Here is a 22844-nt window from a genome sequence, read left to right on the forward strand (position 1 = left end):
GACCCCACTCATGAGCTACAACCAGCCGGGCCCGTACGGCGGACCGCCCCAGCAGCCCGGCCCCTACGGCCAGCCGGGCCAGCCCGCGCAGCCGGGGCCGTACGGCCAGCCGGGTCCCTACGGCCAGCCGCAGGCGCCGCAGCCCGGCTACGGCTACCCGCAGCAGGCCCCGCCGGCGCAGCCGGGGTACGGCTACCCGCAGCAGCCGCCCGCGCCGTACGGCCAGCCGCCGCAGCCGGGCGCCTACGGGCAGCCGCCGCAGCAGCCCCCGTACGGCGCCGGGCCGGGCTACCCCGGGGGGCCGGTGCCGCCGCAGGCCCCCAAGAAGAAGACGGGCCTGATCATCGGCGTGGCGGCCGGTGTGGTGGCGCTGGGCGTGGGCGCGTGGTTCCTGTTCTCGGGGATGGGCGGCGGCAACGCGGCCGTGGCGGACGACACCAAGGGGTACAAGATCACCCCGGCGGAGACGATCGGCGACTTCAAGAAGACCGGCGGCGACCGGACGATCAAGCTGGACGCCAAGATGACGGCGAACGCGACCGCGATGGGCATCAAGAACCCGCAGATGGTCGTGGCCAACTACAAGGCGGGGGCCGTCTCGGGCACGACGCCGGGCCGCAGCATGAGCCTCAACGGCACGTGGGGCGAGATCGCCGACCCGGAGAAGGCCGTCGACGCGGGCTTCGCCAACTACACCAAGAAGGAGAACTCCCAGCTCGGCGAGTCGCTGAAGCTGGAGCCCGTGGGGTCTCCGGAGGAGAAGACCCCGGACGGCTTCGAGGGCGCCCTGATGAAGTGCCAGTACCTGAAGTTCAGCAACCCCGACGGCGACGGCAGCATGGAGAAGGGCCCGAAGGAGGCGCGGATCCCGACCTGCATCTGGGCGGACTACAGCACGTACGGCGTGGTCAACACGATCGACCTGCTGGCCGCCACGACCGGTCAGGCGCCGAGCCTGGACCAGGCCGCCGACCTGGCCGCGCAGCACTACAAGAACTCCCGCTCCAAGGCCTGACGGCCGGCCCCGGCAGCACAAGGGCGCCCGCCCGGTTCCACCGAACCGGGCGGGCGCCCTTCCCGCGTACGCCGGTGGGCCTACGCGCTCTTCTCGTGGCGGCCCTGGTCCTTGACGACACGGGGCACCAGGGTCGGGTTGACGTTGTTGTGGACGACGTCCTCGGTGATGACGACGCGGGCGACGTCCTTGCGGGACGGGACCTCGTACATCACCGACATGAGGACCTCCTCCATGATGGCGCGCAGCCCGCGCGCGCCGGTGCCGCGCAGGATGGCCTGGTCGGCGATGGCCTCCAGGGCGGGGCGGTCGAAGTCCAGCTCCACACCGTCGAGTTCGAAGAGGCGCTGGTACTGCTTCACCAGGGCGTTGCGCGGCTCGACCAGGATCTTGAGCAGGGCCTCGCGGTCCAGGTTGTGCACGGAGGTGATGACGGGGAGGCGGCCGATGAACTCCGGGATCATCCCGAACTTCACCAGGTCCTCCGGCATGACCTCCTGGAACTGGTCGCTCGCCTCGATCTCCCGCTTGGAGCGGATCGTGGCACCGAAGCCGATGCCCTTGGCGCCGGCCCGCGACTCGATGATCTTCTCCAGACCGGCGAAGGCGCCGCCCACGATGAACAGCACGTTCGTCGTGTCGATCTGGATGAACTCCTGGTGCGGGTGCTTGCGTCCGCCCTGCGGCGGCACGGAGGCGGTGGTGCCCTCCAGGATCTTCAGCAGGGCCTGCTGGACGCCCTCGCCCGACACGTCGCGGGTGATGGAGGGGTTCTCGCTCTTGCGGGCCACCTTGTCGATCTCGTCGATGTAGATGATGCCCGTCTCGGCCTTCTTGACGTCGTAGTCGGCCGCCTGGATGAGCTTGAGCAGGATGTTCTCGACGTCCTCGCCGACGTATCCGGCCTCCGTCAGCGCCGTGGCGTCGGCGATGGCGAAGGGGACGTTCAGCATGCGCGCCAGCGTCTGGGCGAGCAGGGTCTTGCCGGAGCCCGTGGGACCCAGCAGCAGGATGTTGGACTTGGCGAGCTCGATCGCGTCGTCCCTGCCCTGCGCGCCGCCGTTCTCACCGGCCTGGACGCGCTTGTAGTGGTTGTACACGGCGACGGAGAGGGCCTTCTTCGCCGGCTCCTGGCCGACGACGTAGCCCTCCAGGAACTCGTAGATCTCGCGGGGCTTGGGGAGTTCCTCCCAGCGCACCTCGCTCGTCTCGGCGAGCTCCTCCTCGATGATCTCGTTGCAGAGGTCGATGCACTCGTCGCAGATGTACACACCGGGGCCTGCGATGAGCTTCTTCACCTGCTTCTGGCTCTTTCCGCAGAACGAGCACTTGAGCAGGTCGCCGCCATCACCGATGCGTGCCACGAGGTGCTTCCCCTTCGCCTGGGAGCGGCTTGTTCGCAGCCGGCTCCTGGTGCCTCATATCCGACGGTACCTTGCCGGGCCCTTTGTTCGGGCCCCCCTTGGCACGGTTCGCGCCGACGGGGGTCCGCCGGGGCGCCGTGCCAAGGGAAGGTCGGGCGTCAGGCCGCCGCGGCCGCCGTGCTCTTGCGGGTCGAGACGATCTGGTCGATCAGGCCGTACGCCAGGGCGTCCTCGGCCGTGAGGATCTTGTCGCGCTCGATGTCGTCGCGGATCTTCTCGATCGGCTGCGTGGAGTGCTTGGCGAGCATCTCCTCGAGCTGCGTGCGCATCCGCAGGATCTCGTTGGCCGCGATCTCCAGGTCGGAGAGCTGCTCGCGGCCCGTGCCGCCGGACGGCTGGTGGATGAGCACGCGGGCGTTGGGCAGGGCCATGCGCTTGCCGGGGGTGCCGGCGGCGAGGAGGACGGCGGCGGCGGACGCGGCCTGGCCCATGCAGACGGTCTGGATGTCCGGCTTCACGAACTGCATCGTGTCGTAGATGGCCGTCAGCGCGGTGAAGGAGCCGCCGGGGCTGTTGATGTAGACCGAGATGTCCCGGTCCGGGTCCATCGACTCCAGGCACAGGAGCTGGGCCATGACGTCGTTGGCGGAGGCGTCGTCGATCTGGACGCCGAGGAAGATCACGCGCTCTTCGAAGAGCTTTGCGTAAGGGTCGTACTCGCGCACGCCCTGGGAGGTGCGCTCGACGAAGCGGGGGACGACGTAACGGCTGTCCACCTGCGGGCCGGTGTAGAGGCCGCTCGCGGAGAAGTTGCTCATGGGGTGTTTCACCATCCTGGTGGCGTTCGGCGGGCTGCTGAGGGCGGGGCTGTCGGTGCGGCGGGCGCTCAGGCGCCGGTGCCGCCACCGCCCGGAACGCCCGAGGCGGCGGAGATGATCTCGTCGATCAGGCCGTACTCCTTGGCCTCCTCGGCGGTGAACCAGCGGTCGCGGTCGCCGTCGCGGATGATCGTCTCCACGGTCTGGCCCGAGTGGCGCGCCGTGATCTCGGCCATGCGCCGCTTCGTCCGGAGGAGGTACTCGGCCTGGATCTTGATGTCCGAGGCGGTGCCGCCGATGCCGGCGGAGCCCTGGTGCATCAGGATGTCGGTGTTGGGCAGGGCGAAGCGCTTGCCCGCCGTGCCGCCGGTCAGCAGGAACTGGCCCATGGAGGCGGCCATGCCCATGCCGATCGTGACGACGTCGTTCGGGATGTACTGCATGGTGTCGTAGATCGCCATGCCGGCCGTCACCGAGCCGCCGGGGCTGTTGATGTACAGGTAGATGTCCTTGTCCGGGTCGGCGGCAAGGAGCAGCATCTGGGCGGTGATCTTGTTGGCGATGTCGTCGTCGACCTGCTGGCCGAGGAAGACGATGCGCTCGCCGAGCAGCCGGTTGTACACATGGTCGCCGAGGCCACCACCGATGGACGGCTCACCCGCGGCGTAAGGCATCAGATTCGTCACGTATCCACCTGCTCGTCTCTGACGGCTGCGGCCGTCTCAGCGTCTGTCGTACTGGGGGCGGGTACTCCCCTGCCCTCGTATTCATGGACCCTAACGCGCAGGTGGGCGGGCGCCATCCCGCTTCCCGAACTGTTCGCTGGGAGCGCAAGGTTCCGTGGATACGGCGGCGGGCCCCGGCCGCGCAGTGCGTCCGGAGCCCGCCGCGGAGCTCAGGGCGAGGCCCGATCAGGCCTCGGACTTCTCCTCGGACTTCTCGTCGGCCTTCGCCTCGGCGTCGTCGCCGGCCTCGGCGGACGCCTCGGCCGTCTCGGCCGTCTCGTCCTCGTCGTCGTCCAGGACGACCGGCTCGCCGTCGGTGTCGACGACCTTGGCGGCCTCGACCACGAGGGCCAGGGCCTTGCCGCGGGCGACCTCGCCGACGAGCATCGGGACCTGGTTGCCCTCGACGACGGCCTGGGCGAACTGGTCGGGGCTCATGCCGGAGGACGCGGCGCGGCGCATCAGGTGCTCGGTCAGCTCGTCCTGGTTGACGTTCAGCTTCTCCTTGGAGACGAGCTCGTCCAGGATGAACTGGGTCTTGATGCCCTTGACCGCCTGCTCCTGGGTCTCGGCGTCGAACTCCTCGACCGTCTTGCCCTGGAGCTCCAGGTACTTCTCCAGCGTGAGGCCCATCTGGCCGAGCTGGTGGTGCTCCAGGTTGTGCTTGCGGGTGTTGACCTCGTCCTCGAGGAGCTTCTCGGGGATCGGGACCTCGACCAGCTTGAGCAGCTCGTCCAGGACGCGCTCCTGGGCCTGGGTGGCCTGGTCGTACTGCTTCATGTTCTCGAGGCGCTTGCGGCTGTCGGCCTTCAGCTCGTCGAGGGTGTCGAACTCGCTCGCCATCTGGGCGAACTCGTCGTCCAGCTCGGGGAGCTCGCGGGCGGCGACCTGGGTGACCTTGACGGTGACCTCGGCCTCCTTGCCCTCGGCCGAGCCGCCCTTCAGCGTGGAGGTGAAGGTGGCCTCGCCACCGGCCTCCAGGCCGGTCACGGCGTCGTCGATGCCCTCGAGCAGCTCGCCGGAGCCGATCGTGTACTGCACGCCGGTGGCGACGCCGTCGGGGAGGACCTCGCCGTCGACCTTGGCCTCCAGGTCGATCGTCACGACGTCGCCCTCGGCGGCGGCGCGCTCGACCGGGGAGGTGGAGGCGAAGCGCTCGCGCAGCTGCTCCACGGACTTCTCGACGTCCTCGTCGGTGACCTCGACGGCGTCGACGGTGACCTCGATGCCGGAGTAGTCCGGGATCTCGATGGCCGGGCGGATGTCGACCTCGGCGGTGAAGGCCAGCAGCTCGCCGTCCTTCAGCTCCGTGATGTCCACCTCGGGCTGGCCCAGCGGGTTGACGTCGGCCTCGTTGACCGCCTCGGTGTAGAGCTTCGGAAGGGCGTCGTTGACGGCCTCCTCCAGCACCGCACCGCGGCCGAACCGCTGGTCGATGACCCGGGCCGGGATCTTGCCCTTGCGGAAGCCCTTGACCGTGACCTGCTGGTTGATCTTCTTATACGCCGCGTCGAGGCTGGCCTTGAGCTCCTCGAAGGGCACCTCGACAGTGAGCCGAACCCGGGTCGGGTTCAGGGTCTCCACGGCGCTCTTCACGGTTCGGTCTCCTTGGTGGCTGATTCTTGGGTTTCCGCCGGGGCGCTGACTGCGGCGGCCCGGCCGATCGGCCCGGTCAGGAAGACACACGGGCACGTAGCTTGCATAGTAACCGCAAGGAGTACGGGCCCCACAACGTGATCATGGTCGCGCGGACACGCGCGCCGGACACGCGCCGGACACGCGCCGGACGCGCGTGGTGGCCCGGTGGTGGTCGGGGTGGCGGGATTTGAACCCACGGCCTTCCGCTCCCAAAGCGGACGCGCTGCCAAGCTGCGCCACACCCCGTCGGTGCGACACGTAGGGTACATGGCCGCGGGCTCTGCGTCGGCACATTGAAGGGGTGTGCGACCAGGCGCGGGAACCCGCTACGATGCTCTACGTGGCGCGGCCGTCGCTCCCCGGGGTGACGCGCGGTGTGCCGCTCGCGGGCGTAGCTCAATGGTAGAGCCCTAGTCTTCCAAACTAGCTACGCGGGTTCGATTCCCGTCGCCCGCTCCGTATCGAAACCGGCCCGGCCGGGTGATCGCTCACCCGGCCGGGCCGGTTTCGTTCCCGGGCCCTCTCGCGCGCGGGCGGCCCGGCCACCGCGGCCCGGCGTGGGCGCCGTGGACGGATCCGGAGCCTCGGGAGCCGGGGGACCCGGAGGCCCTGGGCCCGGACGCCCGAGGTGCGGACGCCGGCGGACTCCCGGGGCCGGCGGGGGTGGCTAGAAGCTGATGCGGCTGATGGCCGCGGCTATGTCGTTGAGCACCTTGGTGATCGTCGGCCCCAGTCCGGAGGACGCGAGGAAGAAGCCGAAGAGCGCGGCGACGACGGCGGGCCCCGCCTTGATGGAACCGCCGCGGATCATCACCACCAGGACGATCAACAGCAACAGCACCACGGACAAGGAAATGGCCACGACTGATCCCCTCGGTCGGTCCGTCCGGACGGCCGGGGGCACACGGCCCGGCACACCCCCGTACGGCTCCATGGTGCCACCAACAGCCCCTCCGGCGCTGCCCCGTGACGGATCGTGGACGGACGGTGGGGATCCCCGCGGGAGCCCCGCCCGTCCGGCGCACCGGGCGGCGGGAATTCCGCAACGGAATTCGGGGTGATCTCCGCGCCCCGCCCACATGTCCGCCACAGGAAGTCCGCAGGCGATTCCCCGCCTGCGCGCGGAACGGGACGGGGAGGGGGCCTGGGGGGTGATACGGCGGGCACTATGCGGCTTATGTGGGGGATTTGTCGTGTCATTACGGGCATCGCGCCGGATGCCGTGAGGTCAATTCGCCGGTTCTCGGAGCGCTGCGGGACGGGGCTAGGGTGCCTCGAATGTTCCAGCCACTCCGGGAAAAGCAGAGTCAACGGGACCCCTTCTTCGACAACGCGAAATACCTGGCGATCGTGCTCGTCGCGGTGGGTCACGCGTGGGAGCCGGTCATGGAGGGCAGCCGGGCGACGCGCGCGCTGTACATGGTGGTGTACGCCTTCCACATGCCGGCCTTCGTGATGGTCTCCGGGTACTTCTCCCGGACCTTCGCGGCCCGGCCCGACCAGCTCAGACGGCTCGTGGGCGGGGTCCTCGTGCCGTACCTGGTGTTCGAGACGGCGTACACGCTCTACCGGCGGTGGGCGCAGGACGCCCCGCAGCAGGCGTTCTCGCTGACCGATCCCTTCTACCTGACCTGGTTCCTGCTGGCGCTGTTCGTGTGGCGGCTGTCCGCCCCGCTGTGGCGGGCCCTGCGGCACCCCGTGCCGATCGCCGCGGCCGTCGCCGCGCTGGCGTCGCTCACCCCGCGGATCGCGGCCGACCTGGACCTCCAGCGGGTCCTGCAGTTCCTGCCCTTCTTCGTGCTGGGCCTGTCGCTGCGCGAGGAGCACTTCCGGCTGCTGCGGCGGCGGGCCGCGCGGGTGGCGGCCGTGCCGGTCGCGGTGGCGGCGGTGGCCGGGGCGTACGCCGTGGCGCCGCACCTGCGGATGGGCTGGTTCTACCGGAACACCAGCGCCCAGGAGCTGGGGTACGCCTGGTGGGCGGGGCCGCTGGCGACGGTCGCGCTGGGCTCGGTGGCGCTGGCCCTGACGGCGGCGTTCCTCGCGTGGGTGCCGTCGCGGCGGACCTGGTTCACCGTGCTGGGCGCCGGGAGCCTGTGCGGGTACCTGCTGCACGGCTTCCCGGTGAAGGCGCTCCAGTACGGGGAGCTGGTGGACGCCCACCCGGTGCTGGCCACGCCGGTGGGGCGCGCGGGGCTGACGGTCGCGGCGGCCGTCGCGGTCACGCTGATGTGCGCCCCGCCGGTGCGGCGCGCGCTGCGGTGGGTGACGGAGCCGCGCCTGGAGTGGGCGTTCCGCCGCGGGGCGGAGGGCCCGGGGGCGGGCGGCGCGGGCGGCTCGGGCGCGGGGCCCGGGGTGGTGGCGGCAGGCGGTGCGCGGCAGGCCGGTGGCGGGGCGGCCGGGCGTGGGGCGGTCGACGGTGGGGCGGTCGGTGGGGTGGGGGCCGGTGGGGCGGTCAGTCGGAGGTGATGCCGAGGAGCCGCCGTACGTGCGCGTACTTGGCGGTCAGCCGGGCCCTGACCGCCTCGTCGAGGACGGCGAGCCGGCCGGGGTCGGCGTTGTGCGCGAGGTCGGCCTCCTTGACCAGGCGGGCGCCGGGCACGGCCAGGATGCGGTCCGCGTACCGCTGGAGGTCCTCGCCGGGGCGCTTGGTGAGGGCCAGCACGATCTCCTTCACCCGCCGGGGCAGCTCCGCCTCCGCGAGCCAGCTCTCCGGCAGGGCGCCGTCCTCGATCGCGTCGTGCAGCCAGGCCGCGGCGATCTGCTCGTCGTCGCCGCCCCGTGCCCGTACGCCCTCGGCGACGGCCTGGAGGTGCTCGGCGTAGGGGCGTCCGGCCTTGTCCGTCTGCCCGGCGTGGGCGCGGCGGGCGACGGCCTCGACCTGGGCGAGGGAGAGGTACGGCATGCGGCGACTGTACGCGGGCGGGACCGAGGGTGGCCGCCGGGGCGCGAGGGGCGTACGCGGGAGGGGGCGGGGGCGGCCGGGGCGGGGCCGGGCGGGGCGTCCGGGGCGGGACCGGGGCAGAGTCGGGCGGTGGGAGCCTGTCAGGCGTCGCGGGAGATGAGCAGCAGCGCGCGGTCGTCGTTGACGTCCTTGGCACACGCCTCGATGAGGTGCCAGGCCGCGCCGCGGAAGCCCGCCGTGACGTACCGGTCGGCCTCCCCGCTGAGCCGGTCCATGCCCTCGGAGAGGTCCCGGTCGGCGGCCTCGACCAGCCCGTCGGTGAACAGCATCAGCACGTCGCCGGGGCGCAGGGTGCCCTTCACGGGGTGGAACTCGGCGCCGTCGTAGACCCCCAGCAGCGGCCCGTCGCCGGCCTTCTCCTCCCACCGCCCGCTCCCCGCGTGGAGCTGGAGGGCCGGCAGGTGGCCGGCGGACAGCAGCTCGTAGTCGCCGGACTCCAGGTCGAGGACGAGGTGGATGGAGGTGGCGAAGCCCTCGTCCCAGTCCTGCCGCAGCAGGTAGCCGTTGGCGGCGGGGAGGAAGCCGTGCGGCGGCAGGGAGCCGAGCAGCCCGCCGAAGGCGCCGGAGAGCAGCAGGGCGCGCGAGCCCGCGTCCATGCCCTTGCCGGACACGTCGGTGAGGACGGCTTCGAGGGTGCGTCCGCCGTTGGTGCGGGCGGCGACGACGAAGTCGCCGGAGAAGGACTGGCCCCCGGCGGGGCGCAGCGCCATCTCGCGGTGCCAGCCCCTGGGCAGCGGCGGCAGGGCGCTCTGGGCGCGGATGCGCTCGCGCAGGTCGAACAGCATGGTGCCGCCGCGCCGCCAGGGCACGCCGACACGGGCCCGGAACTGGGCGATGAGCAGTCCGAACAGACCGCCCGCGGCGACGACGAGGACGGTGCCGGGGGTGACCCCCGCGCGGCGCCCTCGGTGTACGGGCCGAGCGCGGCGGACTCGACGATCAGCGCGGCGGCCGCAGCGGCGTACAGGCCGAGGAGGCTGGCGGGGCGCAGCACCAGGCCGCCGGCGACGATGGGCAGGACGAGCGCCTCGGGGGCGCACCACACGGGGGTGGCGATCGTGGCGAGCATGATCGCCGGGATGGTGAGGAAGAGGCCGGCGAGGGCGATCCAGTCGGACCCGTCGCCGCGGAAGTAGTCGACGGCGGACTTGCGCAGCCCGACGCGGGCCCGGTGCACCGCCTTGCGGTACCGGGCCGCGTACGTGTCCGTTCGTGGTGCGCTGCGGGCCATCGTCCCGGACCCTATCCATCCGGGCGGTCGGCGTGCAGGGGGACCCCCCGTGACATTGCGTTCGAAATCGGGTCGCACGTCGTCGCGGTGGGCTGATACGGATGGCATATGACGACAGAACCGAGGGTCCTGGCCCCCTCCGAATGGAACACCTGGTACGAGCAGTTGGAGCGCGCGTTCGGGGGTGTGGCCGAGGCGCCGGAGGAGCGCGCCCTGTGGGAGGCGCTGACCGAGCACGACCGCTCGCTGGGCGTGTGGGAGGGGGACGCGTGCGTCGGGACGGCGGGCACGTTCTCCTTCCGGCTGTCGGTGCCGGGCGGGGCCGTGGTGCCGGCGGCCGGGGTGACGATGGTGAGCGTCGCGCCGACGCACCGCAGGCGGGGGATCCTCACCTCGATGATGCGGCGGCAGCTGGACGATGTGCGTGGCCGGGGCGAGGCGCTGGCGGTGCTGATGGCGTCGGAGCCGGACATCTACGGCCGGTTCGGCTATGGCCTGGCGACGCAGCTCATGCGGGCCGCGATCGACACGGCGCGGGTGCGGCTGTCCGTGCCGGAGGGGACGGACGGCGTACGGCTGCGGCTGGCCCGGCCCGAGGACGCGGCGGAGGCGTGCGAGGCGGTGTACGCGCGGTCGGTGCCGCTGCGGCCGGGGATGACCGAGCGCCGGCCGGGGTGGGAGCGGCTGCCGCTGCTGGACCCGCCGTCGGGGCGCGGGAGCGCGTCGCCGCTGGCGTGTGTGCTGGCGGAGCGGGACGGCCGGGTCACGGGGTACGCGCTCTACCGGGTCCGGCCCGAGTGGGAGCCCGCCGGACCGGCGGGCGTGGTGGTGTTGGAGCACCTGGGGGCGCTCGACCCCGAGTCGTACGCCGCCCTGTGGCGGTTCCTGTTCGAGATGGACCTGACCTCGACCATCGAGGTCCGGAACCGACCGGTGGACGATGCGTGGCAGCACCTCGTGTCGGACGTGCGGCGGTGCGGGCTCGCGCTGCGCGACGGGCTGTTCGTCCGGCTCGTGGACGTGGGCGCCGCGCTGGAGGCGCGGACGTACCGGGCCCCGGTGGACGTGGTGCTGGAGGTCGCGGACGACTTCTGCCCCTGGAACGCGGGGCGTTGGCGGCTGACCGGGGACGCCGAGGGCGCCCGGTGCGTACGGACCGGCGAGGCGCCCGATCTGGCGCTGTCGGTGCGGGAGCTGGGCACGGCCTACCTGGGCGGCTTCTCGCTCGCGTCGCTGGCGGCGGCCGGGCGGGTGCGGGAGGCGCGGGAGGGCGCGCTGGCGGCGGCCTCGCTCGCCTTCGGCTCGGCCGCCGCGCCCTGGGTGCCGCACAGCTTCTGAGCGCTGCCGCCGGGTCCCGGCGCCCCGCGGGCCGGTGACCGCGGGGGCTGGGCGCGGGGTGCCGGACTCGGGGGCTGCGCGCGGGAGGCGGGGGCCAGGGGGACTGGGCGGGCCTGGGCCCGGGGGGCCGGCCCGGGGCGGGCCGGGACGGCCGGGTGTCAGCGGCGCTGGCAGCCGGGGCACCAGAAGAGGTTGCGGGCGGCGAGACCGGCGGTGCGGATCTCGCCGCCACACAGATGGCAGGGCTGGTTCGCCCTGCGGTACACGTACACCTCTCCGCCGTGGTCGTCGACGCGCGGCGGGCGCCCCATCGCCTCCGGGGTGTGCTCGGGGCGCACGGTGTCGATGCGGTTGGTGCGGACGCCCTCGCGCATCAGTGTGGCGAGATCCTGCCAGATCGAGGCCCACTCGCGCTCGGTGATGTCCTTTCCCGCACGGTACGGGTCGATGCCGTGCCGGAACAGGACCTCGGCGCGGTAGACGTTGCCGACGCCGGCGATGACCTTCTGGTCCATCAGCAGGGCCGCGATCGTCGTGCGCGACCGGGAGACGCGGCGCCAGGCGCGGTCCGGGTCGTCGCCGTCCCGCAGCGGGTCGGGGCCGAGCCGGTCGTGGACGGCCCGCTTCTCGGGCTCGGTGATCAGCGCGCAGACGGTCGGGCCGCGCAGGTCGACGTACGCCCCGGTGTGGGCCAGGCGCAGGCGGACCGTGTCGGTGGGCGGCGGGGCGGGGGCGCCGCCGAAGGCGACCTTGCCGAACAGGCCGAGGTGGATGTGGACCCACTCCACGGCGCCGGGGGCGGGCCCGGTGGGCCCGCCGGCGGGAAGCGCGGCGCCCGTGCCGAAGCCGAGGAACAGGTGCTTGCCGTGCGCCTCGGTGGCCTCCAGCACGGTCCCGTCGAGCAGCGCGGCGGCGTCGGAGAACTTGCCCTGCGGGCTGGTCACGCGAACGGCGCGGCCGCCGAACCGTTCCCGGTAGTCGGCGGCCAGCCGGTGGATCGTATGCCCCTCGGGCACGGGTCAGTCCTGCTGCGGGTGGTGGGCCGGGATCGGGGGGAGGTCGCCGGTCGTCTCGTACGCGGCGAGCATCTCGATGCGGCGGGTGTGGCGCTCGTCGCCGGAGTACGGGGTCGCGAGGAAGATCTCGACGAACTTCGTGGCCTCCTCCAGCGTGTGCATGCGGGCGCCGACGGCGACGACGTTGGCGTTGTTGTGCTCGCGGCCGAGGGCGGCGGTCTGCTCGCTCCAGGCGAGGGCGGCACGGACGCCCTTCACCTTGTTCGCCGCGATCTGCTCGCCGTTGCCCGAGCCGCCGATGACGACACCCAGGGAGCCGGGGTCGGCGGCGGTCCGCTCGGCGGCGCGCAGGCAGAACGGCGGGTAGTCGTCCTGGGCGTCGTAGATGTGGGGTCCGCAGTCGACGGGCTCATGGCCGTGGGCCTTCAGCCACTCGACGAGGTGGTTCTTGAGTTCGTAGCCGGCATGGTCCGAGCCGAGGTACACGCGCATGGCTCCGAGTGTGACACGGCGGGCGCGCGGGCCGCCGCCGGGGTGCGCCGGGAGGGCGGCGCACCGGGGCCGAGGGGGCGGGCGCGTGCGGGCCCGCCCGGGTGGGGACGGCGCGCGCGGCGGTCCGGGCCGGGAAGGCTTCCGGGGGCCGCGGGGATACGTGTTGAATACACGGGCTCGCGATCCGAGCACCCGAGAAAGCTGAGGAACTGCCCATGAACACCCAGACGGACCTCGCGGAGGAAGGCGGAAGGGCCGGCGAACCCGGTACTCCGCAGTCCGCCGACGGTCTCAAGGCGGGGCTCAAGAACCGCCACCTGTCCATGATCGCCATCGGCGGCGTGATCGGCGCCGGCCTCTTCGTCGGCTCGTCCGGCGGCATCGCCGCGGCCGGCCCCGCCATCCTCGTGTCGTACGCCCTCGTGGGCGCGATGGTCGTCTTCGTGATGCGGATGCTGGGCGAGATGGCCGCCGCCAGCCCGGACTCCGGCTCCTTCTCCGCCTACGCGGAGCGGGCGCTCGGCCGCTGGGCCGGCTTCTCCATCGGCTGGCTGTACTGGTTCTTCTGGGTGGTCGTGCTGGCCGTCGAGGCGACGGCGGGCGCCGTGATCCTGGAGGGGTGGGTCCCGGCCGTGCCGCAGTGGGCGTGGGCGCTGGCCGTGATGGTGGTGCTCACCGCGACGAACCTGGCGTCGGTCTCGTCGTACGGCGAGTTCGAGTTCTGGTTCGCCGGGGTGAAGGTGGTCGCGATCGGCGCGTTCGTCGTCATCGGGCTGCTGGCGGCCTTCGGGCTGCTGCCCGGCTCGGACAACCCGGGGGCCGGCCTGGCCCATCTGACGGACGCGGGCGGCTTCTTCCCCCAGGGCGCCGGGGCCGTGCTGACCGGTGTGCTGATGGTCGTCTTCTCGTTCATGGGCAGTGAGATCGTCACCCTCGCGGCGGGCGAGTCGGAGGACCCGCGCCGCGCGGTCACCAAGGCCACGAACAGCGTGATCTGGCGGATCGCCGTCTTCTACCTGGGCTCGGTCCTCGTCGTGCTGACGCTGCTGCCCTGGAACGACCCGTCGATCGTGGAGAAGGGCTCGTACGTGGCGGCGCTGGACTCGATCGGTATCCCGCACGCCGGGCAGATCATGAACGTCATCGTGCTGACGGCCGTGCTGTCCTGCCTGAACTCCGCCCTCTACACGGCCTCCCGCATGGCGTTCTCGCTGGGCGAGCGCGGTGACGCGCCGCAGCGGTTCGCACGGGTCAGCGCCAAGGGCGTGCCGGTGACGGCGATCTGGGCGTCCGTGGCCTTCGGCTTCCTGGCGGTCTACCTCAACTACGCGTTCAAGGACACGGTCTTCACGTTCCTGCTGAACTCGTCGGGCGCCGTGGCCCTGTTCGTGTGGCTGGTGATCTGCCTCACCCAGCTGCGGATGCGCGGCATCCTCATGCGGGAGGCGCCGGAGAGGGTCACCGTGCGGATGTGGCTGTTCCCGTACCTGACGTGGGCGACGGCCGGGATGATCCTCTTCGTGCTGGTCTCCATGCTGTTCGACGAGGCCAACCGGCAGGTGGTGCTGCTGTCGGTGCTGGTCGCGGCGGTCGTCGTGACCGTCGGCCTGGTGCTGGACCGCGGGCGGCGGACGGCCGCGCGGCCCTGAGCGGCGCGCCGCCGTACGGGGCGCCCCGTACGGCGGACGGCCGCGCCCCGTACGGCGGACGGCCCCTTCCGTTCCGGTGCCGGGACGGAAGGGGCCCTCCCCGTCGGGTCCGCCGCGCGGGGCGGGCGCGGGGGCCGCGGCTCAGGAACGGCCGCCGAGCAGCTTCCACGCGGTGGGCACCAGGCCCATGGCGAGCGCCGCCTTCACCGCGTCGCCGATGAGGAACGGCACCAGTCCGGCGGCGACCGCCTGGGAGAGGGACATCCCGGTGGCGAGGGCGAGGTACGGGACCCCGACCGCGTAGATGATCAGCGAGCCGACCGCCATCGTGCCCGCCATGCGCGCGACCGAGCGGTCGGCTCCGCGCCGGGCGAGGGCGCCCACGACGGTGGCCGCGAGGAGCATGCCCAGGATGTAGCCGAAGGACGGCATGGCGTACCCGGACGTGCCCTGCGCGAACCACGGCACGCCCGCCATGCCGACGAGCGCGTACAGCGCGAGCGACAGGAAGCCGCGGCGGGCGCCGAGCGAGGTGCCGACGAGCAGCGCGGCGAAGGTCTGGCCGGAGACCGGGACCGGGGAGCCCGGCACGGGGACGGCGATCTGGGCGGCGAGGCCGGTCAGGGCGGCGCCGCCCGCGACGAGCGCGAGGTCGCGGACGTGGGCGCGGCTGGAGGGGAGCAGGTCGGCGAGGACCGCTCCGGTACGGGCGGGGGCGGCGGCAGTGCTCATCGGGACTCCGGTACTCCGCGGTGCTCCGCGGTCGGGTGGCCAGGGACAAGGGCGACCGTAACCCGGCGGTGAACGCGCCATCACCGTCAGCCGACGACAAAGCCCCGCTCCACGCCTTGGTGGACTTCGGACAAAGACCGTCCGCGAACCCTCCGCGGACGTGATACGCGTCACTGGGGGCGATCGGCGGAACCGCCCGTTTTGCGCGGCGAGGCGATCTTCGGGGAGACTGTGGAGTCCCACCAAACACCGGACAGACCCCGCACCGCGTGCGCCGCCGCCGACCGCCCGGCGGCCGTCCCGGCCGGTCGCCCCGCGCCCGCGCGGCGGCCTCCGGCGGGAGGCGGGGCGGCCGGCGGAGGGGCCGCGGCGCACCTCCCCGTCTCCCGTGGCCGGAATTCCGCTTCCGCCCGCTCGGCTCCGCCGGGGCGCCGCGCACCCCCGCGGGGGCGCCGACCAGCCGGTGCGCCGGACCTCGTGACGTCGGCGGCCCCGGCGGGGACCGGGTGCGGGGCACGCCGGACGAGCGTTTCCGGACAACCGGTGATCATGTTCCGCTTGTGAGGGAGCCGTGGCTAAACCTTCACATTGTGTGAGCGCTGTGTCCGTATAGCGGAAACATGTTCCCTGTGGCCGGTGCACGCATCGACACTGTGGCGACCCTTCCACTCCCCCGATACGGAACAGGGCCCTCCCATGTCTCGGACCTCCGCGCCCGCGTCCGCCGAACCAACGGCCGCCGCCGACGCACCCCCGGCGCCGTCGAACGACGCGCCGCTCTCGCACGGGCTCAAGCAGCGCCACCTGTCGATGATCGCCCTCGGCGGCGTGATCGGCGCCGGCCTCTTCGTCGGGTCGGGCGCCGCCATCGCGGCCGCCGGCCCGTCGATCATCGTCGCCTACGCGATCTCCGGTCTGCTCGTCATGCTGATCATGCGCATGCTGGGCGAGATGTCGGCGGCCAACCCGGCCTCCGGCTCCTTCTCCGTCCACGCCGAGCGGGCCATCGGGCCCTGGGCCGGCTTCACGGCGGGCTGGGCCTTCTGGTTCCTCCTCTGCGTGGCCGTGGGCCTGGAGGCGATCGGCGCCGCCAAGATCGTGGTGGGCTGGCTGCCGGGCGTGCCCGAGTGGTCGATGGTCGCCCTGTTCATGCTGGTCTTCTGCGTGACGAACCTGGCCGCCGTGAAGAACTTCGGCGAGTTCGAGTTCTGGTTCGCCGCCCTGAAGATCGCCGCCATCGCGCTCTTCCTCGTCATCGGCCTGCTCGCCATCCTCGGCGTGCTGCCCGGCACCGACTCCCCCGGCATGACCAACCTGACCGGCAAGGGCGGCTTCCTCCCCAACGGCGTCGACGGCCTGATCGTCGGCCTCCTCGCCTCCGTCTTCGCGTACGGCGGTCTGGAGACCGTCACCATCGCCGCGGCCGAGTCGGAGCGCCCCGTCGAGGGCGTCGCCAAGGCGGTCCGCACCGCGATGTGGCGCATCGCCGTCTTCTACATCGGCTCGATGGCGGTCATCGTCACGCTGCTGCCGTGGAACAGCGAGTCGCTCGCCAAGGGTTCGTACGTCGCCACGCTGGAGCACCTGGGCCTGCCGGCCGCCAGCGAGATCATGAACGTCGTCGTCCTCATCGCCCTGCTGTCCGCGATGAACGCCAACATCTACGGCGCCTCCCGCATGGCCTGCTCGCTGGTCGCGCGCGGCCAGGGACCGAAGGGGCTCGGCAAGATCTCCGGCGGGGTGCCGCGCGTCGCCGTGCTGACCTCCTCCGTCTTCGGCTTCGCGTGCGTGCTGCTGAGCTACTGGCGCCCGGACGACCTCTTCATGTGGCTGCTCAACATGATCGGCGCCATCATCCTGGTGGTCTGGTTCTTCATCGCCGTCTCGCAGCTCATCCTGCGCCGCCGCCTGGAGAAGGACGCCCCGGAGAAGCTCGTCGTGCGGATGTGGGCCTTCCCGTACCTCACCTGGGCGGCGCTCGCCGGCATCGCGGCCGTCTTCGTCCTGATGGCCCGCGACCCCGGTACGCGTGAGCAGCTCTACTACACGGGCGGCCTCGTCCTGGTCCTCGCCGGTCTCGGCTTCGCGCACCAGCGGGCGACCGCCGACAAGCGCCCCGCCGCCGTCCCGGCCGCCGGGCCGGCCCCCGCCGCCGCGAAGGCGGAGGGCGGTCCCGCCGCGGACGCGCCCGAGGGCGCGGCCTCCGGCAAGAAGGCCGCCACCGCCGCGAAGGACGACTGACCCGGCCCGTCCTCGTCGCGAAGGCCCCGGCGCACTCGGCGCGCCGGGGCCTTCGCGTGTCCGCGGGCGGCTCCGGCGGGCCCGCGGCCGCCTGGGGACCTAGGGCAGAAGGCTGATCAACTCCGGACCCCGCTGCTGCTAGCCTGCACTTGCACATAGGTTGCAATAAGCAGTCGGAGGCTCGGCATGGCGCTCTACACCCTTCCGGAACTTCCCTACGACTACGCGGCGCTGGCGCCCGTGATCAGCCCGGAGATCATCGAGCTGCACCACGACAAGCACCACGCGGCGTACGTCAAGGGCGCGAACGACACCCTGGAGCAGCTGGAGGAGGCCCGCGACAAGGACCAGTGGGGCTCGATCAACGGCCTCCAGAAGAACCTGGCGTTCCACCTCTCCGGCCACATCCTGCACTCCATCTACTGGCACAACATGACCGGTGACGGCGGCGGCGAGCCGCTGGAGAAGGACGGCACGGGCGAGCTGGCCGACGCGATCGCCGAGTCGTTCGGCTCCTTCGCCCGCTTCAAGGCGCAGCTCTCGAAGGCCGCCGCCACCACGCAGGGCTCCGGCTGGGGCGTCCTCGCGTACGAGCCGGTCAGCGGGCGCCTCATCGTGGAGCAGGTCTACGACCACCAGGGCAACGTCGGCCAGGGCTCGGTGCCGATCCTGGTGTTCGACGCCTGGGAGCACGCCTTCTACCTGCAGTACAAGAACCAGAAGGTCGACTTCATCGAGGCCATGTGGCAGGTGGTCAACTGGCAGGACGTGGCCAAGCGCTACGCCGAGGCCAAGGACCGCGTGCCGCTGATCGCCCCCTGACCCCACGCCCCCCGACGGCGGCGGCACGCCGCCCCCAGGCGCCCCCTCGTGATCGTCTTCTCACCCTTCACGCGGCGGGCGGAACAGAGGAACGGCCCCTGCGATGACGGGAATCGCGGGGGCCGTTCCGGTGGTACGGGCCCGGTACGCACCCGGGCCCGGTCGCGCGGGCCTCAGTCGAAGACCGGGCCCTCGGTGCGGGTGCGCTTGAGCTCGTAGAAGCCGGGCGTCGAGGCGACCAGCAGCGTGCCGTCCCACAGCCGCCCCGCGGCCTCGCCCTTGGGCGCCGGGGTGACGACCGGGCCGAAGAAGGCGACCTCCGCGCCCTCCGGTCCGGGCACCGCGATCACCGGCGTGCCCACGTCCTGGCCGACCTTGTTGATGCCCTCCTTGTGGGAGGCGCGCAGCTCCGCGTCGTACGTGTCCCGCTCGGCGTACTCCAGCAGCTCCGCCGGCAGCCCGGCCTCGGCCAGCGCCTCGGCGATCGCCTCGCGGACCGGGCCCCGGCCCTCGTTGTGGAAGCGGGTGCCCATCGCGGTGTAGAGGCGGCCGAGGACCTCCGGGCCGTGCACCTGCTCGGCGGCGACGGCGACCCGGACCGGGTGCCACGCGGTGGTGCGCAGCGACTCCCGGTACTCCTCCGGCACCTCGTCCAGCTTGTCCTCGTTGAGCACGGCGAGGCTCATCACGTGCCAGCGCACGTCCACCGGGCGCACCCGCTGCACCTCCAGCATCCAGCGGGACGTCATCCACGCCCACGGGCACAGGGGGTCGAACCAGAAGTCGGCGGTGGTCCTCGTCTCGGACATGGGTCTCCTCGGATGCGGGGCCGGAAGCGGGGCCGGATGCGGGGTAGGACGCGGCAGGGGGCGGCGGGCGGCCGTCCCGAGGGCACAACGCCAGGGTCGGGCGAGGGCATTCCCGCTTATGGGGGCCGCACGGCGCGTGGGAGGATCGCGGGCGTACCAACGAGTCACGAAGGAGTGCCCGTGCCCGGTGAGAACCTGTCCCGCGACGAGGCCCGCGAGCGGGCGGCGCTGCTGTCCGTCGAGGGCTACGACGTCGCGCTCGACCTGCGGTCTGCCGTCGCGCAGAGCGAGGCGGAGCAGCGGACCTTCCGCTCGGTGACGACGATCAGGTTCCGCTGCGCCACCCCCGGCGCGAGCAGCTTCGCCGACCTCGTCGCGCCGTCCGTCACCGCCCTCACCCTGAACGGGCGCGCGCTGGACCCGGCGACCGCCTTCGACGGGACGCGGATCGCGCTGGACGGCCTCGCCGAGGAGAACGTGCTGGTCGTGGACGCGCAGTGCGCCTACAGCCGCACCGGTGAGGGCATGCACCGCTTCGTCGACCCGGAGGACGGCGAGGTCTACCTCTACACGCAGTACGAGCCGGCCGACGCGCGCCGGGTGTTCGCCAACTTCGAGCAGCCCGACCTGAAGGCCCCGTACCGCTTCGAGGTGACGGCGCCCGAGGGGTGGACCGTGTGGAGCAACGGCGCGGAGGAGTCCCGCGAGGGCGGGGTGTGGCGGTTCGCCGAGACGCGGCCGATCTCCACGTACATCACCTGCGTCGTCGCCGGCCCGTACCACCACGTCACCGACACCTACCGGCGCGGCGACCTGGAGATCCCGCTCGGCGCGATGTGCCGCAAGGGCCTGGCCCGGCACTTCGACGCGGACGACGTCTTCCTCGTCACCAAGCAGGGCCTCGACTTCTTCCACGAGGTCTTCGACTACCCGTACCCCTTCGGCAAGTACGACCAGGTCTTCGTGCCCGAGTACAACCTCGGCGCCATGGAGAACCCGGGCCTCGTCACCTTCCGCGAGGAGTTCGTCTACCGGGGCAAGGTGACCCGCGCCGCCTACGAGCGCCGCGCCAACGTCATCCTGCACGAGATGGCCCACATGTGGTTCGGCGACCTCGTCACCATGAAGTGGTGGGACGACCTGTGGCTCAAGGAGTCCTTCGCGGACTTCATGGGCACCTTCTCGATGGTCGAGGCGACCCGCTTCACCAACGGCTGGACGACCTTCGCCAACAACCGCAAGGCGTGGGCGTACCGCGCCGACCAGCTGCCCTCCACGCACCCCGTCACGGCCGACATCCGCGACCTGGAGGACGCCAAGCTCAACTTCGACGGCATCACGTACGCCAAGGGCGCCTCCGTCCTGAAGCAGCTCGTGGCGTACGCGGGCCGGGAGGCGTTCCTGGAGGGCGCGCGCCGCTACTTCAAGCGCCACGCGTACGGCAACACCACCCTCGGCGACCTGCTGGCCGTGCTGGAGGAGACCTCCGGCCGCGATCTGAAGGCGTGGTCCCGGTCCTGGCTGGAGACCTCCGGCGTCAACGCGCTCACCCCGGTCGTCACGTACGACGCGGCGGGCGACCGCGTCGCCGAGCTGGCCGTCGAGCAGGAGGGCGCCGAGGCCCGTCCGCACCGGGCCGTCGTCGGCCTGTACCGGCTCGAGGGCGGCGCCCTCGTCCGCTACGCCCGCGCCGAGACCGACATCACCGGCGCGCGGACGGTCGTGGCGGAGCTGGCGGGCGCCGAGCGGCCCGCGCTGGTGCTCGTCAACGACGAGGACCTGACGTACTGCAAGGTCCGCTTCGACGCGGACTCGCTCGCCACGCTCCGCGCCCACCTCGGGGACGTCACCGACCCGCTGGCGCGCGCCCTGTGCTGGTCGGCGCTGTGGAACATGACGCGCGACGCGCTGCTGCCGGCGCGGGACTTCGTCCGGATCGTGCTGGACTTCGCGGGCCGCGAGTCGGACATCGGCGTCCTGCAGATGCTGCACTCCTGGGTGCTGACCTCGCTCGTCCACTACGCGGCGCCCGAGTGGCGCGCCACCGGCGGGCCGCTGGTGGCGCGGACCGCCCTGGCGGAGCTGCGCGCCGCCGAGCCGGGCAGCGAGCACCAGCTCACCTGGGCGCGGTTCTTCGCGGCGGTCGCCGAGTCCGGCGAGGACCTCGCCCTCCTGGAGGGCCTGCTGGCCGGTACGGAGAGCGTGCCGGGACTCGACGTCGACCAGGAGCTGCGCTGGGCGCTGCTGGCGCCGCTCGCCGCGCACGGGCGGGCCGACGAGTCGGTGCTCGACGCCGAGCTGGCGCGGGACGACACCGCGTCGGGCAAGCGGCACCAGGTCCGGTGCCTGGCGGCGCGCCCGTCGGAGGCGGTCAAGGCGCAGGCGTGGGCGGACGTGGTCGAGTCCGACCGGCTGTCGAACGCGCTGGTCGAGGCGACGATCGCGGGCTTCGCGCAGCCGTCTCGGCGGGATCTGACCGCCCCGTACGCGGACAGGTACTTCGCGGCGATCGAGCGGGTGTGGGCCGAGCGGTCCATCCAGATCGGCATGGACGTGGTGCGGGGGCTGTTCCCGGCGCTCCAGGACCGCGCCGAGACGCTGGAGGCGACCGACGCGTGGCTGGCCGCGCACGAGGACGCCGCGCCCGCGCTGCGCCGGCTCGTGCTGGAGGCGCGGGACGACCTGGCGCGCGCCCTGCGGGCCCAGGAGTGCGACGCGTCGGCCTGACCCGGCGGGTGAGCGCGTGAGCGGGAGCGGTGGTCCGGTGGCCGGGCCGCCGCTCCCCTTCGTGCGGGCGCCGGTGTGGCCGGGGGCGTGAACCGCCCGTCATCGGCCGTCGAACGCCCCGGCTTGAGGACGGGCTTGTCCCCGTGTGTCGACGACCGTGTAACAGCGGTTAGCGGGCCCGCCTCCGACGGGCACCTCCCGGGCATGAACGACACCCCGCTCTCCCCCCTCACCCCGTCCGCCGCCGCCGACGCCTCCGGGCGCGTCCTGACCGCCGCCCAGCTGCGGGCGCGCGGTGTGTCCGCCGCCGTGACCGGTGCGCGGTCCCGGCCCGGTGGCCCTTGGCAGCAGCTCCTGCCGGGCGTGTACCTGCTGCACGGCGGACGGCCGACCCCCGGCGACCGGCTGCGCGCCGCGCTGCTCTACACGGGGCGGCGGTCCGCCGACGCGGACGCGGCCGGGTTCGGCGAGGCGATGATCACGGGGGCGGCGGCGCTGGCCCTGCACGGGCTCGCCGCCGCGGCCCCGCTGTCGGCGCTGGACCGGGTCGACGTGCTGGTGCCGCGCACCCGGCGGCTGCGGTCCACCGGGTTCGTCCGCGTCGTCCGGGCGGCGCAGGACTTCCCCGAGGCGCGCCGGGTCACGGAGCTGCCGGTGGCGCCCGTGGCGCGGGCGCTGGCGGACGCGCTGGCCGAGCCGGCCGACCCGCGGGCCGTGCGCCTGCTGCTTCGGGAGGCGGTGCGGGGCGGGCACTGCGAGCCCACCGCGGTCGTACGGGAGCTGAGCCGGGCGCGGCTGCTGGGGCGGCCGTACGTGATGGACGCGGTGGACGCGCTGCTCGCGGAGGGGCGGGCGGTGGCGGAGGAGCGGTTGTACGCGATGGTGCGGGAGCACGGCCTGCCCGAGCCGCTGTGGAACGTGGACCTGCGGCTGCCGGGCGGCCCGCACCTGGGGGGTGTGGACGCGTACTGGCCCGAGCAGGCCGTGGTGGTGGAGCTCGACACGAGGACGCCGCGCCAGGACGACGACGAGGTGTGGTCGCGCTGCACCCGCAAGCGCGAACACCTGGAGCGACTGGGGATCACGGTCGTCCACCTCACCCCGCGCAAGCTGCGCGAGGCGTGCGACCAGCAGGCGGTGGTGGTGCGGACGGCCCTGATGGCGGCCGGCGACAGGGAGCCGGCCGCCTATGTGGTCGTCCTGCCGAGGTGACGGCGGGCGGCCCGTGCGGACCGCCCGCCGCCGGGCGCGCCCGCGGTCCTGCG

General features: G+C 72.8%; 18 protein-coding genes, 2 tRNA genes and 1 pseudogene. 9 read left to right on the top strand and 12 right to left on the bottom strand.

Translation table 11 applies throughout. The annotated features are described in order from the left end of the window. The first annotated feature begins 10 nt into the window (after positions 1–10). On the top strand, positions 11–1015 hold the full coding sequence (locus CP974_RS09485) for a flagellar basal body-associated FliL family protein (RefSeq protein WP_031129256.1): 1005 nt from the start codon (positions 11–13) through the stop codon (positions 1013–1015). 80 nt (positions 1016–1095) lie between these two features. Here the strand turns inward: CP974_RS09485 and clpX are convergent, their stop codons facing one another. The 5 genes from clpX to CP974_RS09510 form a co-directional block, all read right to left on the bottom strand. Beyond that, positions 1096–2379, bottom strand: a complete 1284-nt coding sequence (gene clpX, locus CP974_RS09490) for an ATP-dependent Clp protease ATP-binding subunit ClpX (protein WP_031129255.1) — start codon at positions 2377–2379, stop codon at positions 1096–1098. A 158-nt stretch (positions 2380–2537) separates the two neighbouring features. After that, positions 2538–3197 (bottom strand): ATP-dependent Clp protease proteolytic subunit, encoded by a 660-nt coding sequence (locus CP974_RS09495; RefSeq protein WP_010470196.1) that lies wholly within the window; start codon positions 3195–3197, stop codon positions 2538–2540. A 68-nt stretch (positions 3198–3265) separates the two neighbouring features. After that, positions 3266–3871, bottom strand: coding sequence for an ATP-dependent Clp protease proteolytic subunit (locus CP974_RS09500; protein WP_031129254.1), 606 nt, complete (start codon positions 3869–3871; stop codon positions 3266–3268). Between the two features lie 237 nt (positions 3872–4108). Further along, positions 4109–5518, bottom strand: coding sequence for a trigger factor (tig, locus tag CP974_RS09505; protein WP_031129253.1), 1410 nt, complete (start codon positions 5516–5518; stop codon positions 4109–4111). A 211-nt stretch (positions 5519–5729) separates the two neighbouring features. Then, positions 5730–5806: transfer RNA gene (locus CP974_RS09510), tRNA-Pro, on the bottom strand. A gap of 139 nt (positions 5807–5945) precedes the next feature. On the opposite strand from CP974_RS09510, the gene CP974_RS09515 reads away from it, so the two are divergent. After that, positions 5946–6016 (top strand) — tRNA-Gly (locus CP974_RS09515). Between the two features lie 211 nt (positions 6017–6227). Here CP974_RS09515 and CP974_RS09520 read toward each other — a convergent pair. Continuing rightward, positions 6228–6422 carry a hypothetical protein gene (locus tag CP974_RS09520; RefSeq protein ID WP_031129252.1) on the bottom strand — a complete coding sequence of 65 codons (195 nt, stop codon included), beginning with the start codon at positions 6420–6422 and terminating at the stop codon, positions 6228–6230. Positions 6423–6838: 416 nt separating this feature from the next. On the opposite strand from CP974_RS09520, the gene CP974_RS09525 reads away from it, so the two are divergent. After that, a complete protein-coding gene (locus CP974_RS09525) occupies positions 6839–8026 on the top strand; it encodes an acyltransferase family protein (RefSeq protein ID WP_078915379.1) in 1188 nt (395 codons plus the stop codon). On the opposite strand, the gene CP974_RS09530 is transcribed toward CP974_RS09525, so the two are convergent. Both CP974_RS09530 and CP974_RS09540 read right to left on the bottom strand, forming a co-directional pair. Beyond that, a complete protein-coding gene (locus CP974_RS09530; RefSeq protein ID WP_031129250.1) occupies positions 8013–8462 on the bottom strand; it encodes an HD domain-containing protein in 450 nt (149 codons plus the stop codon). The genes CP974_RS09525 and CP974_RS09530 overlap by 14 nt on opposite strands. 140 nt (positions 8463–8602) lie before the next feature. Next, positions 8603–9753: pseudogene (locus CP974_RS09540) on the bottom strand (PP2C family protein-serine/threonine phosphatase). 108 nt (positions 9754–9861) lie between these two features. Here CP974_RS09540 and CP974_RS09545 point away from each other — a divergent pair. Beyond that, positions 9862–11091, top strand: a complete 1230-nt coding sequence (locus CP974_RS09545) for a GNAT family N-acetyltransferase (protein WP_031129248.1) — start codon at positions 9862–9864, stop codon at positions 11089–11091. A 158-nt stretch (positions 11092–11249) separates the two neighbouring features. Here CP974_RS09545 and CP974_RS09550 read toward each other — a convergent pair whose 3' ends face one another. After that, positions 11250–12107 carry an Fpg/Nei family DNA glycosylase gene (locus tag CP974_RS09550; protein WP_031129247.1) on the bottom strand — a complete coding sequence of 286 codons (858 nt, stop codon included), beginning with the start codon at positions 12105–12107 and terminating at the stop codon, positions 11250–11252. A 3-nt stretch (positions 12108–12110) separates the two neighbouring features. Next, on the bottom strand, positions 12111–12599 hold the full coding sequence (locus CP974_RS09555) for a ribose-5-phosphate isomerase (protein ID WP_031129246.1): 489 nt from the start codon (positions 12597–12599) through the stop codon (positions 12111–12113). A gap of 215 nt (positions 12600–12814) precedes the next feature. On the opposite strand from CP974_RS09555, the gene CP974_RS09565 reads away from it, so the two are divergent. Further along, a complete protein-coding gene (locus CP974_RS09565) occupies positions 12815–14248 on the top strand; it encodes an amino acid permease (protein ID WP_031129244.1) in 1434 nt (477 codons plus the stop codon). 141 nt (positions 14249–14389) lie between these two features. On the opposite strand, the gene CP974_RS09570 is transcribed toward CP974_RS09565, so the two are convergent. Then, complete coding sequence (locus CP974_RS09570) at positions 14390–14980, bottom strand: biotin transporter BioY (RefSeq protein WP_031129243.1); 591 nt, start codon at positions 14978–14980, stop codon at positions 14390–14392. A 696-nt stretch (positions 14981–15676) separates the two neighbouring features. Between CP974_RS09570 and CP974_RS09575 the strand changes: the two genes are divergently transcribed. Then, a complete protein-coding gene (locus CP974_RS09575) occupies positions 15677–17221 on the top strand; it encodes an amino acid permease (protein WP_078915378.1) in 1545 nt (514 codons plus the stop codon). A gap of 186 nt (positions 17222–17407) precedes the next feature. Next, positions 17408–18043: a superoxide dismutase gene (locus CP974_RS09580; RefSeq protein ID WP_031129241.1), complete on the top strand. Its 636-nt coding sequence runs from the start codon at positions 17408–17410 to the stop codon at positions 18041–18043. A gap of 173 nt (positions 18044–18216) precedes the next feature. Here CP974_RS09580 and CP974_RS09585 read toward each other — a convergent pair whose 3' ends face one another. Next, a complete protein-coding gene (locus CP974_RS09585) occupies positions 18217–18852 on the bottom strand; it encodes a mycothiol-dependent nitroreductase Rv2466c family protein (RefSeq protein ID WP_031129240.1) in 636 nt (211 codons plus the stop codon). 180 nt (positions 18853–19032) lie between these two features. Here CP974_RS09585 and pepN point away from each other — a divergent pair, with 180 nt between their 5' ends. Both pepN and CP974_RS09595 read left to right on the top strand, forming a co-directional pair. After that, the gene (gene pepN, locus CP974_RS09590) at positions 19033–21579 is read left to right on the top strand and encodes an aminopeptidase N (protein ID WP_031129239.1); all 2547 of its coding nucleotides are present in this window, start codon (positions 19033–19035) and stop codon (positions 21577–21579) included. A 204-nt stretch (positions 21580–21783) separates the two neighbouring features. Next, the gene (locus tag CP974_RS09595) at positions 21784–22791 is read left to right on the top strand and encodes a hypothetical protein (protein ID WP_031129238.1); all 1008 of its coding nucleotides are present in this window, start codon (positions 21784–21786) and stop codon (positions 22789–22791) included. The last annotated feature ends 53 nt before the right edge of the window (positions 22792–22844 follow it).

Source organism: Streptomyces fradiae ATCC 10745 = DSM 40063, from assembly GCF_008704425.1.
GTDB classification, from domain to species: Bacteria; Actinomycetota; Actinomycetes; order Streptomycetales; family Streptomycetaceae; genus Streptomyces; species Streptomyces fradiae.